The organism is Micromonospora sp. NPDC048871 (genome assembly GCF_043198155.1).
Classification (GTDB): Bacteria; Actinomycetota; Actinomycetes; order Mycobacteriales; family Micromonosporaceae; genus Micromonospora.
On the sequence record NZ_JBICUM010000003.1, the window covers coordinates 38,878 to 53,237 of the forward strand.

Consider the following 14,360-nt stretch of genomic DNA (forward strand, 5'->3'; position numbering starts at 1 on the left):
CGAGGAGGGGTGGTCGGGCGGCGGCCACTGCGGGGGTTGAGAGGGGTGGCCGTGGCCAGCGTCCCGTCGGGCACACCGTGCTGGGCCGATCTGGCCACACCAGGGCTGGACCGGGCCCGGGAGTTCTATCCGGAGCTGTTCGGGTGGACCGGCCAGGTGGAGCCCGCGCCGGAGGCGGGCGGGTACACGATCTTCCAGCTAGGCGGCCGGGCGGTCGCCGGGGTGGGGCCACCGGCCGTACCGGACCAGGTGCCGATCTGGTCCACCTATGTCGCCACGGACGACGCCGACCTGGTCACCGGGCGGGTGGAGCGAGCAGGCGGGCAGGTGGTCGTACCGCCGTTCGAGGTCTTCGACCGGGGTCGGATGGCGGTCTTCAGTGACCCGGCCGGGGCCGCCTTCAGCGTCTGGCAGCCGATGACCTTCTCCGGGGCCGAGATCTTCGACGTGCCCGGGGCGATGTGCTGGACCGAGCTGGTCACCCCCGATCCCGATGGGGCCCGGATCTTCTACGAGCTGGTCTTCGGGTGGCAGCCCGAGGAGGAGCCGATGGGGCAGGTCGCCTACACCGGGTGGCGGCTCGGCGATCGGATGGTGGCCGGCATGATGCCCCCGCGCGAGGAGGCCTTCGCCCCCGACTCCCCCGCCTACTGGACCCTCTACTTCTCCGTGGCCGACGCCGACGCCACCGCGGCACGCGCCGCCGAACTCGGCGGCACCATCCTCGTCCCACCCCGCGACATCCCCGCCGGCCGCATCACCGCCCTCCGCGACCCCGACGGCGCCCTCTTCTCCCTCATCGCCCTGACCCCACCCTCCTGACCCACCCCACCCACCCCACCCCACCCACCCCACCCCGTTGATCATGAGCTTGGCGGCAGTTGTTGATCTCCACGATGCCGCCAACCTCATGATCGACAGGAGTCACTGGGGGTGGGGTGGGTGGGTGGGGTGGGTGGGGTGGGTGGGGTGGGTGGGGCGGGTGGGGAGGACCAGGGGGCCGTGGGGGCCGGGGATGACCTTGACGTGGGCGCGGTAGTGGTGGGAGAGCAGGTCTTCGGTGAGGACCTCGGCGGGGGTGCCGGTGGCAGCAATCCGGCCGTCGGCCAGCAGCACCATGCGGTCGGCGTACTCGCCGGCGATCGACAGGTCGTGCATGGTGGCCAGTACGGTCAGGCCCTCGGTCCGGCGCAACTGGTCGACCAGTTCCAGCACCTCCTGCTGGTGGCCGATGTCCAGGGCGCTGGTCGGCTCGTCGAGCAGCAGCAGGGTGGCGCCCTGGGCCAGGGCCCGCGCCAGAAAGACCCGTTGGCGTTCCCCGCCGGAGAGGGTCGCCAGCTCCCGGTCCCGGAAGCCGGTCAGATCCAGCCGCTCCAACACCCCCTGCACGACCGCCAGGTCGGCAGCGGACTCCCTACCCAACGGCGGGATGTACGGGGTGCGGCCGAGCAGCACGTAGTCGAGCACCGCCATCCCGGGCGGTACGACCGGGGACTGGGCCACCGTGGCCACCACCCGGGCCCGGTCCCGACGACGCAGGCCGCCCAGGGGGGTACCGAACAGGCGGACCGGGTGCGGCACCGGCAGCAGGCCCCCTACGGCGCGCAGCAGGGTGGACTTGCCGGCCCCGTTCGGCCCGATCACGGTTACCCACTCGCCCGAGCGCACGGTCAGGTCGACGCCGGCGAGGATGCGCACCCCGTCCAGCTTGACCTGAAGACCACGCACCTCGACGGCGGGCGGGTCCGGCGGGGTCATGTCAGCACCCTTCGGGCGGTACGCAGCACGAGGACGAAGAACGGCCCGCCGAGCAGGGCGGTGACCACCCCGATCGGGATCTCCTGCGGCGCGGCGGCGGTCCGGGCCACCACGTCGGTCAGGGCCAGGAAGGCCCCGCCGAACAGCAGGGACAGCGGAAGGATGACCCGGTAGCTGGACCCGGCCAGCATCCGTACGGTGTGCGGCACGATGATGCCGACGAAGCCGATCAGGCCGGAGGCGGAGACCGCAGCGGCGGTGCCCAGCGAGGCGGCCGCGATCAGCAGGTACCGCGACCGTTGCGGATGCAGGCCGAGACTGGCCGCCTCGTCGTCACCGACCGAGAGCACGTCCAGTTCCCGCCGGTGCAGCAGGACGATCACACTGGTGATCAGGAAGTACGGCAGCACCAACCGGACGTCCTGCCAACCGGCCGTGGCCAGCCGCCCCAGCAGCCAGGAGTAGACGGACTGGATGCTCTCCGCGTCCCGTTGCAGCAGGTAGGTCTGCCCGGCGGACAGGAACGCGGAGACGGCCACCCCGGCCAGGATCAGCACGGCCGGGGAGCGGCTGCGTCCGCCGGCCGCACCGAGCAGATAGGTCATGATCACCGCGCCGAGCGAGCCGACGAAGGCGGCCAGGGGGATGGTCACCGGCAGCCCGCTCAGGGCCCCGCCCGCACCGACCCCACCGACCGTCAGCACCAGGGTGACCGCCAGCCCGGCCCCCGCGGCCACCCCTAGCAGGTAGGGATCGGCCAGCGGGTTGCGGAACACCCCCTGGTAGGCCCCGCCGGCCAGGGCCAGCAGCCCGCCGACCAGCAGCCCCAGCACCACCCGGGGCAGCCGCAGCTCGGTGACGATGGCGACTTCCCGTTCGGTCAGTCCACTGTCGAACTGCACCCCGGGCAGCAGGTTGAGCAGTTCCAGGGCGACACTGCCCGGGGGCAGGCTGACCGGGCCGAGGGAGACCCCGGCCACCAGGGCGACCAGCACCGCGCCGATACCGGCGGCGAGCCAGCGTTTCCGCAGGCCCGCCGGCCGGGATCCAGCTAAGGAAGGGCCCCTTTTTACCGTGTGGAGCATAGGAAGGGCCCCTTGTTAACTTCTGCCGTTCGTCACTCGGCGGCCTTGGTGGTGGCGTCCACGATGGTGCGCAGCAGGTCCACCACCCGAGGGCCCCAGCGGGAGGCGATGTCGTCGTCGAGTTCCACGATCTGGTCGTTGCGTACGGCGTTGATGTCGGCCCAGCCGCTGCGCGCCTTGACCGTCGCGGCGCTCTGCTGGCAGCAGGTGACGTCGGACAGGAAGATGAAGTCCGGATTGGCCGCGACGATCACCTCCTGGGAGAGCTGCGGGTACCCGGCGCTCCTGCCGTCGGCGTCGGAGGGGTCGGCGATGTTCTCCAGACCGGCCAGGGCGTAGATCGTGCCGATGAAGGTCTTGCTGGTGGCGGTGTACAGCTCCGGTCCCAGCTCGTGGAAGTAGGTGGGGGCCTGGATCCGGTCCGGCACCTGGGCGACGAGTTTCTCGATGTCCTCCTTCATCCGTCGCACCACCTCCGCCCCGGTGTCGGCGTTGCCGGTGAGGATGCCGAGCTCGGTGAGCTGCCGGTAGGTGTCGTCGAGGGTCTGCGCCGCCGAGGTCTGGTAGACCGGGATCTTCAGCGTGGCCAACTGGTCGACGATCTTGTTGCGGTCGTCGCTGAGCACCACCAGGTCGGGGTTCTTCGCGGCGATCGCCTCGGCGTTGGGCTGGTAGCCGGACAGGTCCGACTTCGGTGCCTCGGGCGGGTAGTTGGACTGGTCGTCGACGGCGACGACCTGCGGCCCGGCACCGACCGCGAAGAGCATCTCGGTGGCCGTCGGCGCCAGCGAGACGATCTTCTCCGGGCGCTGCTGGAGGGTCAGCGACCCTACGGTGACCGGAAAGGCACCGCTGGTCGGGCTGCCACCGGCGGCCGGGGTCTCGGTGGTCTTCTCGGCGCAGGCACCGAGGGTCAGCGCGGCCAGCGCCAGGGTGGCGGCGAGCAGCCGGGGGGTACGTCTGGACATCGGTCCTCCTGTCGGTCGAGGAGATCGGTGCTTCGCCGACAGGGAGCCGAGGGCACCCGTGGGCGAGGCGCCCTTCCTCGAGAGCGCGGTTCGCGACCCGCGCCACAGGCGACCTGGCTCGTCCCCCACGGAAGGGGGCATCACAGTTGCGGGACAGCGCCGGTTTCACACCGGCTTCGCTGTGGCGGGTCGGTAGAACCGTAGCGCACGCCCCGCCGGCACCCCGCCGCACCGGGGTGACCACGCTGATCGGCCCGGCGCTGGCAGCGCCGGGCCGATCAGCCGCTTCCTGGAGACGGGGCCCCGCGCGAGGGGGTGTGACGGGGCCCCGTCGGATCAGGAGGCGGTGATGGTGACGTTGTCCACAGCCGCCTCGACCAGGCTGGCCGTCGAGGCGTCCGCGGCCTCCACCAGAATCCGGATCGACTGCCCGGCGTACGGGGTGAGGTTGAGGTTGGAGGTGGTCCAGGCGCCGTTGCGGTTGCTGGCCGCCCCGGCCTGGCTGAGCAGGGTCGTGGTGCCGCCGTTGTGCACCACGCTGACCCGGAGGTAGTCGGCCGAGGAGGAGTTCGAGCCGTGGGCCAGGTACCAGGCCAACGACAGGGTCAGGGTGCCGCTGGACGGCAGGGTGATCGCCGGGGAGCGGGCGCTGGTAACCCCGCCGTCCAGGTCGTAGTCACCAGCCCCGGATCCGGCCAGCCGGCCGGTGACCAGGTCGTTGCTGCCGGCGTACGGGGTCAACTGCTTGGCACCGCTGGAGTTGGTGGCCTGGGCGGCACCCCGCTCCCACTGGCCCGAGGTCGCGGTGTCCGTACCGTTGGGGTTGATCGTCCAGCCGGTGTTGGTCTCGAAGGTGTCCGACCAGACCGTCGTACCGCCGCTGCCACCGCCGCAGTACTGGGCCTGCTTGTTGATCGCCCGGTACGGGCAGTCGGCGTACTCGGCGAGGATGAGCACGGCCTCACGGTTGCGCGTGGTCTGCTGCGGGATCACCTCGTCGGGCGGGTAGAAGCCGCCGCCGGAGGCCGAGCGCGGGTAAAGCTCGAAGGTGTACGCCCAGATGCCGTGCACCGCCCACATCCAGTCGATGCTGCTGCCGTCGGTGATGTACAGGTCACTGGACTGCTGGGGGGTGAAGTTGTTGGTCGCGGCCATCTGCCGACCGATGGTGGCGAAGGTGTTGTACTGGTCGGCGTTCATCCCGGTGGCGGTGTCGTTGTAGGTGTAGCCGTACGGCCAGAGCACCAGCTCGGAGTAGGTGTGGAAGTCGATGTTGGCCTTGATCTGCTGGACTCCACCGACCACCCGGCTGTTGACGAAGTTGCGCAGGGCCTGGGTCTCCGGGGCGGAGAAGGCCGAGGGGCCCCGGTAGGTGTCCGAGGAGGTCGAGCCGGAGGAACCGCCGCAGCAGCCCCAGTTGTAGCTCCAGTTGCGGTTGAGGTCCGTGCCGACGTTCGACGATCCGCTGTTGGGTTGGCGGTTCTTGCGCCACGACCGGTAAGAGCCGGTGGCGATGTCGTACTCGCTGCCGTCCGGGTTGACCGAGGGCACGATCCAGATCTCCCGGTTGTTGACCAGGTTGGTGATCCGGGAGTCCGATCCGTAGCTGTCCGTGAAGAGGTTCATCAGGTAGATGGCCATCTCGACGGTCAGGTGCTCACGGGCGTGCTGCTGTGAGTTGAACAGGATCTCCGGCTCGTTCTCGTCCGTGGCGACATTGTCGGAGATCTTGATCGCCACCAGGTCCCGACCCTCGTACGAGGTGCCGATGCTGATCTTGCGGGCGATCGCCGGGTGGTCCGCGACGACCCGGTTGACCACGGCGACCATCTCGGCGTAGTCGTGGTAGTTGGCGTCGGCCGGCGGGAAGGCCGTGACGCCGATGTCCCCGTGGTCATGACCCCGGTCGGTCGGCGCCGCGGCGATCGGCTCCAACTGGAAGCCGAGCCGGGTGATGGCGGCGGCCTCCGTACGGGTGGCCGAGATGTGCAGCACCCCGTGTTCGGAGTAGTCGATCGAGGCACCGGTACGGGCGACCGCGGTGCGGTCGGCCACCGTCCTCGGACCCAGCACCCGGTAGGGGGCGGCAGCCGGCTGCTCGTCCCGATCCGGTGCGGGGCGGGCGGAGACCGGTGGTGCGGAGAGGGCTAGTAGCCCGAGACCAGCAGCCATGATCAGCGCCAGTGCCCGGCGGACAGGGATGGATCGGAAGGCCATGGACAACCTCCTGGAGGCGCGGGGTTTCCCGCTCGGTAGCGGCCAGCCCACCACCGGTCACATGGTCATATCAATATCGCTCGCTGTTTACTCCATCCCAACCTGATCCCTACGTCGGCGGCATGGACCGCGAGGGGGTCGGGTGCCCAGCTCAGGCCGAGGGGCCGGGCCGGGAATCGGAGCCGCCCGGCTGCTCGGCGGAGGGGGCATCGCCGTCGGTGTCGGCCTTGTCGTCACCGGCCAGGGCGGAGCGCAACTGCTCCTTCTCGGTACGGCGCCGCTCGGCGGCGACGGCCATCTCCTCGGCCATCTCGTCCCGCCAGCCCTTGAGCAGGAAGAAGGACAGGGCGGCGGAGAACAGCAACGCCACGATCAGCTTCAGGAAGATGTCGATGTTGACCGGCCAGAGGGCCGCCACCACGGCCGCGAACAGCCCGACCCGGCCGAGGGTGTACTTGACCGCCGCACTCACGTTGATCCACTCCGCTCGTTCACGTCGCCATGTGTGTTCTGCGACCGGGCGCTGCGCCCGATCCGCGTACCCGAGGTCAGCTCGTCCGGTTGGCCAGCCAGCGCACGCCCGGGAACCAGACCAGCGCGTACACCACCGTGAAGGTCGCGGCGGCCAACCCGCCGGAGGCCAGCGGCGGCAGACCGGTAGCGATCCCGGCCACCAGCAGCCCGGACACCACCGCCACCGCGACGGCCACCAGCGCGGCCACCACCCGGGGGGCGCCGAACTCCCAGGCCCGGAAGTCCTCCCAGAACAGCCAGGCGGGCAGGATCACCGCGAGCCAGCCGTTGGCCTGACCGAAGTCACCGGCACCGAACCAGGCGAAGGCCGCGTCGAAGAGCACCAGCACCAGCATCCCGATGACCGCACCGGCCAGCGCCACGCCCAGCAGGTCGCCCAGGGTCTGAATGCGTCCCTCGGCGTCGCGCCGTGGAAAGCCGCTCTGTTGCTCGCTCATCTCCCTGACGAGGGTACGCGAGGCCACTCGGCCCTCTTCGCGCTGGCCAGCACCACGGCGGCCAGCGCGTCCGAGGGATCGAGTCCTTAGGCCCAGACCTGCTGCGGCTCGGCGCGACGCTGCGCCAGGCTCGGCGCGGGGTCGTACTCGCGGACCACCTCGTAGCGGGTGTTGCGCTCCATCGGGCGGAAGCCGGCGTCCCAGATCAGGTGCAGCAGGTCGTCGCGGTGCATGGTGTTCGGCGTGCCGTAGGAGTCCGCGTCGTGGGTGATCTTGTATTCCACGACGGAGCCGTCCAGGTCGTCCACCCCGAAGTTGAGCGACAGCTGGGCCACCGAGAGCCCGTGCATCACCCAGAAGCACTTGACGTGCGGGACGTTGTCGAACAGCAGCCGGGAGACCGCGAAGGTCTTCAACGATTCGGCCGGTGAGGCCATCGTGGTGCGGGCCTGGATCCGGTTACGGATCTTGCCGTCCGCCGAGTCCACGAAATCGTGCTGGTAGCGCAGCGGGATGAAGACCTGGAAGCCCCCGGTCTCGTCCTGCAACTCGCGCAGCCGCAGCACGTGGTCTACCCGGTGCCGAGGCTCCTCGATGTGGCCGTAGAGCATCGTCGAGGGGGTCTTCATGCCCTTGCTGTGGGCCAGCCGGTGGATCCGCGACCAGTCCTCCCAGTGGCAGGCGTGGTCGACGATGTGCTGCCGGATCTCCCAGTCGAAGATCTCCGCGCCACCGCCGGTCAGCGACTCCAGGCCGGCGTCCATCAGCTCGTCCAGGATCTCGTCGGCGCTCAGGCCGCTGATCTTCTCGAACCACTGCACCTCGGTGGCGGTGAAGGCCTTGAGGTTGACCTTCGGCAGCGCCGCCTTCAGCTCACGCAGCACCTTGGGGTAGTAGCGCCAGGGCAGGGTCGGGTGCAGGCCGTTGACGATGTGCAGCTCGGTGAGCTGCTCGTCCTCCATCTCCTTGGCCTTGCGGACCGCCTCGTCGATACGCATCGTGTACGCGTCCTTCTCGCCCGGCTTGCGCTGGAACGAGCAGTACGCACAGCTGGCGCTGCACACGTTGGTCAGGTTGAGGTGCCGGTTGACGTTGAACATGACCCGGTCACCGTTGAGCTCGGTGCGCTTGTGGTGGGCCAGCCGGCCCAGCCAGGTCAGGTCGTCGCTGGCGTAGAGGGCGATGCCGTCCTCCCGGGTCAGCCGCTCCCCCGCGTACACCTTCGCTTCGAGCTCACGCTTGAGTCCGGCGTCCATCGAAAGCCCGTCCCCTCCTACTGCGGTCGCGACCGTGCCTGGCCACAATCTCAGAGCCTACGTCGGAGACCGGGGCAGCTCACAGCGCCCTCCGTCGGACCATCCCCGGCAAACCGGACTCTCAGCCTTCTGTGACCCGTTCGGACATCGACACTGTGGTGCCGGTGAGGTAAGACAGGGTGGGGGACGACACACCCTGGTACCGTCCCCGACCCACCGCGTTCCCATCACGACGCGGAGCAGCACCACCGGACGAGGAGCACAATGGTCGGCAGCGAGCACGGGCGACGGCGGCAGCGGCAACATCCGGTGGTCTCGCCGGTGCTACGACCGATGCTCTGGTCCGCGCTGCTCAGCGCCGTCGCCACCGCGGTCCTCTCGGCACCGGCGTACGCCGAGCCAGGGGTGCCGGTGACCGTGCCCGACACCGGTTCCCGCCCGGTGCTCACCGGCCCGCTGAATCTGCCCGGCGGAGCCCCGGCGACCACCGCCCCCGGTGTGATTCCCACGACCATCTCGCCCGGCGGCAGCGCCCTCGAGCAACAGATCAACGCCGCCGAGGCCCGGATCGGCGAGCTGGGCACCCAACTACTCGATCTGCAACAGCAGCTCACCGAGGCCGAGACCCAACAGGCCAGCGCCGCGCGTGATCTGGAGTTCGCCACGGCCGCGCTGCAACAGGCACAGCAGCGCGCCGACCAGGCCGCCGCCCAGGCGATCAAGCTGCACGCGGCCCTGCCACCCGCCGGCTTCGTCACCGATCTGCTCGATCTGGACCTGCTCCGGCGGGCCAACCTCGGCGAGCGGGCCGAGCACGACACCGCCCCGGCGGCCGGTGAGCTGAGCCGCGCCCAGTCCGACGAACAGGTGGCCACCCAGGCGCACACCGCGGCCGAGTCCCGGTTGCGCGGGGTCCGGGACCAGCACACCGCCACCCAGAAGGCGCTGCGCGACGAAGAGGCCAAGCTGGTCAAGCTGCGCGAGCAGAACGCCACCCAGTTGGTCGAGCTGGCCCGCCAGCAGGAACGCGCCGAGCAGCAACTGGGTGCCGACTACCCCACCCAGTCGGCGGACGGGCTGGTCGCGCACCCCACCGCCCTGGCGGCCCTGGCGTACGCGCGGCGGCAACTGGGCGACCCCTACGTCTGGGGGGCCACCGGTCCGAACTCCTTCGACTGCTCCGGGCTGGTCTGGTCGGCGTACCGGTCGGCGGGCTACTACAAGCTGCCCCGGGTCGCCCGGGACCAGTACTACGCGACCAGGTCCCGGACGGTCTCCCGGTCCGCCCTGCTCCCCGGCGACCTGGTCTTCTTCGCCAGCGGCAGCAGTTGGCGGACCATCCACCACATGGGGATGTACGTCGGCAACGGCAAGATGATCCACGCCCCGACCAGCGGTGACGTGGTGAAGATCTCCACGGTGCGCTGGTCCCGCCTGTACGCGGCGACCCGGGTGGTCGGCGCGGTGCCCGCCCCGGCGGTCACCCCCACCCCGCCGGCCCCGAAGCCGACGCCGACCCCTTCGAAGCCGACGCCGACCACCCCGGCGCCGAAGCCCACCACCCCGAAGCCCGACCCGACCACCCCGAAGCCGGACCCGACCACTCCGAAGCCGACGCCGACGACCCCCTCGCCGACCCCGGCGCCCACCCCCTCGGAGACCCCGCCTCCGTCGGTCACCCCACCGGGCACCACGACGCCGAGCCCGACCCGGACTACGACGCCTCCGCCCGAGAACGACGAGGGCGACAACAGCCCGACCACGGCGGCGAGCAGCCTCGCTCCCCAGGAGAGCGTCTCGGCCACCCCCTCGGCGGCCACCACCCCCTCAGCGGCCGGTGGCCGCTGAGGAGGGCGAGCCGCGCCTGACTGAACAGACCACCCGGCCGGCACCGTACGGCCGCACTCGGAACAGTGTGGGCACTCCGGCTGTGCCGTACCGCCGGAATGTGGCACGGTGTCACTCAGGGCACGCCCGGTCGCGTTGAGGATCCGGGTGCAAGCGTGGCGCGGAGGCGAGGATGACCGAGCACAAGGTTCCGGCGACGGCCGACCCTGGATCGACTCCCGCCCCCAGCACCGAGCCCGCCCCGGGCACGCCGAAGGCCGCGACCGGTTCAGCCACCCAGACCAGCCAGCCGGCCGTGGGGCGAGCGGGCGTTCCCCGCCCGACCGCACCGTACGGGTCCAGCGCGCTGCACGGGCCCACTGGGCCGCAGGGGCTGGCAGGGCCGCAGCGGCCCACCGGGTCGCATGAGCCGACCGGGTCCGCCGGGTCGGACGGCAGGGAAACCGCGCCGACAGCCGCACCGGCCGCGACCGGATCAGGGGGGTCGGTGCGCGCCAGTGTCCGGGTGCCGGGGATGAGCCGGGTGAGCGTGGACGAGGCGCAGGCCGCCGGGGCCGGTAGCAGGGCCGCCGGGGTGTACCGGTCGACTCCGGTCAGCCCCGAGCCGCCGGAGCCCGCGCAGCCGCCGGAGCCGGCCCAACCGCCGACGCCTCCGACGCCGGAACCGGAACCCGCGCCGCAGCCGCCGGCACCACCCGCGCCTGTACCGGCGCCACCGCCACCGGCGCCTGCACCGCCGTCACCTGCACCTGCACCGCCGGTTCCGGGCCCGCCGGTGCCCTATCCGCCGGGGCCGGTGCCCGCGCCGCCGCCCGCCCCCAGGCCTGCCCCGCCGTTGCCGGGTCCGCCGACCCCGATGCCGGGCCCGCCGATACCGGCACCACCGCCTCCGCCGGGCCCGATGCCCGCCCCGCCCTTCCCGCCCCCACCCGCCACCAGCATGGCCCCGGCCTCCAGGCCCGCTGCGCCGCCCGCCGGGTGGGTGGTCGGCACGGCGCCGGGAACGACGAACCGGGCTGGCGGCACCACCGGGACTGAACCTGCCGGGGCCCCGCCGGTCGTACCGGCCCCGGCGCTGCCGACCTGGCCACCACCGGTCAGTGCCACCGGGCGCCGGGACGAGGCTGCCCCCGGCTCGTCCGGTGCGGCGCCCCGCCAGTCGACCCGCCCGGGTCTGCTGGCAGCCGCCGGATCGGCAACCGCAGCGGGTACCGCCCCACCGGCTCCCGCACCGGAAGCCGCGTCCCCGGGAGCCGGCGTCACGCCGGCCGCGCCGCGTACCGGTGACGGTGATCTGAGCGCCTACTACACCGGTGGTACGAGTTCCGCCACGATCGCCTTCCCGGCCGCAGAGGCGGAGAACTCCGGATCGCTGACCGGGCACATCCTGGCTCAGGGCTGGGCGGACACCGCCACGGAACGCTCCAGCAGCACCACCCGGGTGCTGATCGTGATGGCGGTAGCCCTGGTCCTGCTGGTGGCGATCAGTGTGCTGGTCGTACTGGTGGCTAACAATGCCCTCAGCAGCCTGCTGGAGTGACGGCTGTCGGTGGATCGGCGGGTGAATCCGCCCACTACCCCACGCCTACCCGGGTGGCGGAACGTCCGCCGCCGTACACTTGTAGGTGATCACTGACCCGGCGCGCTACCGTGCGCGCCCCTGGGCGTTCTCGTGAAGATCCGGCGGCGTCGTGCCGCAGCGGGACATCGCAAACGTGCGCCCCGCTCGAAAGGCATTTCTTGACCACCTCTGCTGTCTCCGGCACGCCCCTGTCCGCCCCCGACGCCGACCCGGCCGCCCAGCCGACCGACATCGGCACCGCCTCGCCCGCCGCCTCCGCCGAGGCGGTCAGCTTCGAGGCCCTGGGCCTACCCGAGCCGCTGGTTCGGACGCTCTCCCGCCAGGGCATCACCCAACCGTTCGAGATCCAGCGCGCCACCGTGCCCGACGCCCTCGCCGGGCGGGACGTGCTCGGCCGGGGTCAGACCGGCTCCGGCAAGACCCTGGCCTTCGGGCTGCCGCTGCTGGCCCGGATCGGCGATGGGCACCGGGCCCGGCCGTTGCGCCCCCGGGCCCTCGTCCTGGTGCCCACCCGGGAGCTGGCCATGCAGGTCAGCGACGCCCTGCTGCCGCTGGGCCGCGCGGTCGGGGTGTTCGTCAAGACCGCCGTCGGCGGGGTGCCCTACGACCGCCAGATCGACGCCCTGCGGCGCGGCGTGGAGGTCATGGTGGCCACCCCCGGTCGGCTCGGCGACCTGATCGAGCGTGGCGTCTGCCAGCTCGACGACGTCGAGATCACCGTGCTCGACGAGGCGGACCAGATGGCCGACATGGGCTTCCTGCCCGATGTCACCGAACTGCTGTCGAAGACTCCGGCGCACGCCCAGCGGCTGCTCTTCTCGGCCACTCTGGACAATGATGTGGACTCGCTGGTGCGGCGCTTCATGACCGACCCGGTCACCCACTCGACCGCCCCGGCCACCGCTGCGGTGTCCACCATGGATCACCACATGCTGCTGATCCCGCCGAGCGACAAGTTCCCGGTGACCGCCTCGATCGCGGCGCGGGCCGGTCGGACCATCGTCTTCGCCCGCACCCAGCTAGGTGTGGACCGACTCGTCAGCCAACTCGCGGCGGTCGGTGTCCGGGCCGGCGGGCTGCACGGCGGCAAGACCCAGCGGATGCGTACCCGCACCCTGGCCGAGTTCCGCGAGGGACGGACCACCGTGCTGGTCGCCACGGACGTGGCGGCCCGGGGCATCCACGTCGACGGGGTCTCCCTGGTGCTGCATGTCGACCCGCCGAAGGATCCCAAGGACTACCTGCACCGGGCCGGCCGCACCGCCCGCGCCGGGGAGACCGGTGCGGTGGCCACTCTGGTGCTGCCCAAGCAGCGACGCACCACCCTGGCGATGATGGAGAAGGCCGGGGTGCAGCCGGCGGAGACCCGGGTACGGGCCGGGGACCCGGCGCTGACCGAGCTGACCGGGGCGCGGGAGCCGAGTGGGGTGCCCGTACGCGAGGAGCCGGAGGGCCCGCGTCGCAGCAGCCGCCCGGGTGGCCCGCGCCGCTTCGGCGACGGACCCACCGCGGAGCGCCGTTACCGTGACCGGCCCACCGAGCGCCGCTACAGCGACGACACCCGCAGCACGGCCCGCTACGGCACCGACAGCCGGAGCGAGCGCGGCTACGGGAGCGACAGCCGGGGCGAGCGCCGTTACGGCACCGACAGCCGGGGCGAGGGTGGCTACCGGACCGACAGCCGGGGCGAGGGCGGTTACCGCGACCCGATCCGCAGTGAGCGGGGTTACGGCGGTCAGGGTCGTGGCGAGCGCCGGTACGGCGACCGACCCCGCTCGGACGCTCGGGGCCCGCAGGACCGGCCGCGCGAGGAGTGGCGTGGGTCGGGTGGGCGCCCCCGGGTGCGTACCCACTGACCTGAGTCCCTGTCTGAGATAGAAGATCGCGCTCGATCAGGGATCGAGTGGTCTGAAGGTTCGCCTTGGCCACTCGATCCCACATCGAGCGCGATCATGCTTTCGGGGTGACGGGCCCCTCGTACGACCGGGCCTTCGGGGCAAGGCGCTGCCGGGCGAGGGCCGGGTGGCGTAACGTCCGGTTCATGCCGACCATGCCGAAGTCGTTGCTGTGGACCCGGATCGACACCGCCGGGGCCGAACACGCCCTGGCCGACGACAGCCACGGACTGGCGGCGCACGGCACACAGGTGGCTGCGGATCCGATCCCGTACACCTGTCGTTATCAACTGCTGACCGACCCCCAGTGGGTGAGTCTTCGGCTGGAGGTCGAGGTCGAGGGAGCGGGCTGGCGGCGGAGCGTACGCCTGGAACGGGCCAGCGACCGATGGCGGGTGACGGCCGCCGAGCAGGGTGATCTGGACGCTGCCCTGACCGCCACCGGCCACGCCCCGGCCGGGCTGCCGGGGGTGGAGGATCCGGACCGGCTGGCCGACGCCCTGGATGTCGATCTGGGCGGCTCGCCGCTGTTCAACACCCTGCCGGTGCGCCGGCTCCGGCTGGCCGATCAGCCCGCCGGCACCAACTTCCCGATCAGGGTGGCCTGGGTGCTGGTGCCCAGCCTGACGGTGCTGCCCGCCGAGCAGGTCTACACCGCGCTGGGCGGCGACCGGTTCCGGTACGCCAGTGGCAGCTTCAGCGCCGAGATCGACATGGACCCCGACGGCTTCGTCCTGCACTACCCGGGTCTGGCCCGCCGGGGCAGGTGACTCGGCGTCC

General features: G+C 71.7%; 12 protein-coding genes and 1 riboswitch. Of the genes, 5 read left to right on the forward strand and 7 right to left on the reverse strand.

Annotation, left to right across the window (positions count from 1 at the left end; translation table 11 throughout):
* Positions 1–51: 51 nt before the first annotated feature.
* Positions 52–822, forward strand: a complete 771-nt coding sequence (locus ACGFIK_RS09060) for a VOC family protein (protein ID WP_327023252.1) — start codon at positions 52–54, stop codon at positions 820–822.
* Between the two features lie 102 nt (positions 823–924).
* On the opposite strand, the gene ACGFIK_RS09065 is transcribed toward ACGFIK_RS09060, so the two are convergent.
* The 7 genes from ACGFIK_RS09065 to mqnE all read right to left on the reverse strand — a co-directional run bounded on the left by ACGFIK_RS09065 (position 925) and on the right by mqnE (position 8,255).
* Positions 925–1,758, reverse strand: a complete 834-nt coding sequence (locus ACGFIK_RS09065; protein WP_393338613.1) for an ABC transporter ATP-binding protein — start codon at positions 1,756–1,758, stop codon at positions 925–927.
* Positions 1,755–2,843, reverse strand: coding sequence for an iron ABC transporter permease (locus ACGFIK_RS09070; RefSeq protein ID WP_327023254.1), 1,089 nt, complete (start codon positions 2,841–2,843; stop codon positions 1,755–1,757). The genes ACGFIK_RS09065 and ACGFIK_RS09070 overlap by 4 nt, the downstream gene beginning before the upstream one ends.
* Before the next feature lie 32 nt (positions 2,844–2,875).
* A complete protein-coding gene (locus ACGFIK_RS09075) occupies positions 2,876–3,811 on the reverse strand; it encodes an ABC transporter substrate-binding protein (RefSeq protein WP_327023255.1) in 936 nt (311 codons plus the stop codon).
* 112 nt (positions 3,812–3,923) lie between these two features.
* Positions 3,924–3,986: riboswitch (cobalamin riboswitch) on the reverse strand.
* Between the two features lie 161 nt (positions 3,987–4,147).
* Positions 4,148–6,028 (reverse strand): M14 family zinc carboxypeptidase, encoded by a 1,881-nt coding sequence (locus ACGFIK_RS09080; protein ID WP_327023256.1) that lies wholly within the window; start codon positions 6,026–6,028, stop codon positions 4,148–4,150.
* A gap of 151 nt (positions 6,029–6,179) precedes the next feature.
* Positions 6,180–6,500: a DUF4229 domain-containing protein gene (locus ACGFIK_RS09085; protein WP_327023257.1), complete on the reverse strand. Its 321-nt coding sequence runs from the start codon at positions 6,498–6,500 to the stop codon at positions 6,180–6,182.
* 76 nt (positions 6,501–6,576) lie between these two features.
* Positions 6,577–6,999, reverse strand: coding sequence for a hypothetical protein (locus ACGFIK_RS09090; RefSeq protein WP_327023258.1), 423 nt, complete (start codon positions 6,997–6,999; stop codon positions 6,577–6,579).
* Between the two features lie 86 nt (positions 7,000–7,085).
* The gene (gene mqnE, locus ACGFIK_RS09095; RefSeq protein ID WP_327023259.1) at positions 7,086–8,255 is read right to left on the reverse strand and encodes an aminofutalosine synthase MqnE; all 1,170 of its coding nucleotides are present in this window, start codon (positions 8,253–8,255) and stop codon (positions 7,086–7,088) included.
* Between the two features lie 264 nt (positions 8,256–8,519).
* On the opposite strand from mqnE, the gene ACGFIK_RS09100 reads away from it, so the two are divergent.
* The 4 genes from ACGFIK_RS09100 to ACGFIK_RS09115 all read left to right on the forward strand — a co-directional run bounded on the left by ACGFIK_RS09100 (position 8,520) and on the right by ACGFIK_RS09115 (position 14,350).
* Positions 8,520–10,103: an NlpC/P60 family protein gene (locus tag ACGFIK_RS09100; RefSeq protein ID WP_327023260.1), complete on the forward strand. Its 1,584-nt coding sequence runs from the start codon at positions 8,520–8,522 to the stop codon at positions 10,101–10,103.
* A 901-nt stretch (positions 10,104–11,004) separates the two neighbouring features.
* Positions 11,005–11,643 carry a hypothetical protein gene (locus ACGFIK_RS09105; RefSeq protein ID WP_327023261.1) on the forward strand — a complete coding sequence of 213 codons (639 nt, stop codon included), beginning with the start codon at positions 11,005–11,007 and terminating at the stop codon, positions 11,641–11,643.
* 200 nt (positions 11,644–11,843) lie between these two features.
* Positions 11,844–13,541 carry a DEAD/DEAH box helicase gene (locus ACGFIK_RS09110; protein WP_393338618.1) on the forward strand — a complete coding sequence of 566 codons (1,698 nt, stop codon included), beginning with the start codon at positions 11,844–11,846 and terminating at the stop codon, positions 13,539–13,541.
* A gap of 185 nt (positions 13,542–13,726) precedes the next feature.
* On the forward strand, positions 13,727–14,350 hold the full coding sequence (locus ACGFIK_RS09115; RefSeq protein WP_327023262.1) for a putative glycolipid-binding domain-containing protein: 624 nt from the start codon (positions 13,727–13,729) through the stop codon (positions 14,348–14,350).
* Positions 14,351–14,360: the final 10 nt, after the last annotated feature.

What these genes read in the sequence shown, in the direction of transcription:
- ACGFIK_RS09105 (WP_327023261.1), top strand. Translation starts at nt 11,005, where the DNA reads ATGCCCGCCCCGCCCTTCCCGCCCCCACCCGCCACCAGCATGGCCCCG.
- ACGFIK_RS09075 (WP_327023255.1), bottom strand. Translation starts at nt 3,811, where the DNA reads ATGTCCAGACGTACCCCCCGGCTGCTCGCCGCCACCCTGGCGCTGGCC.
- ACGFIK_RS09080 (WP_327023256.1), bottom strand. Translation starts at nt 6,028, where the DNA reads ATGGCCTTCCGATCCATCCCTGTCCGCCGGGCACTGGCGCTGATCATG.
- ACGFIK_RS09070 (WP_327023254.1), bottom strand. Translation starts at nt 2,843, where the DNA reads ATGCTCCACACGGTAAAAAGGGGCCCTTCCTTAGCTGGATCCCGGCCG.
- mqnE (WP_327023259.1), bottom strand. Translation starts at nt 8,255, where the DNA reads ATGGACGCCGGACTCAAGCGTGAGCTCGAAGCGAAGGTGTACGCGGGG.
- ACGFIK_RS09115 (WP_327023262.1), top strand. Translation starts at nt 13,727, where the DNA reads ATGCCGACCATGCCGAAGTCGTTGCTGTGGACCCGGATCGACACCGCC.
- ACGFIK_RS09090 (WP_327023258.1), bottom strand. Translation starts at nt 6,999, where the DNA reads ATGAGCGAGCAACAGAGCGGCTTTCCACGGCGCGACGCCGAGGGACGC.
- ACGFIK_RS09065 (WP_393338613.1), bottom strand. Translation starts at nt 1,758, where the DNA reads ATGACCCCGCCGGACCCGCCCGCCGTCGAGGTGCGTGGTCTTCAGGTC.
- ACGFIK_RS09100 (WP_327023260.1), top strand. Translation starts at nt 8,520, where the DNA reads ATGGTCGGCAGCGAGCACGGGCGACGGCGGCAGCGGCAACATCCGGTG.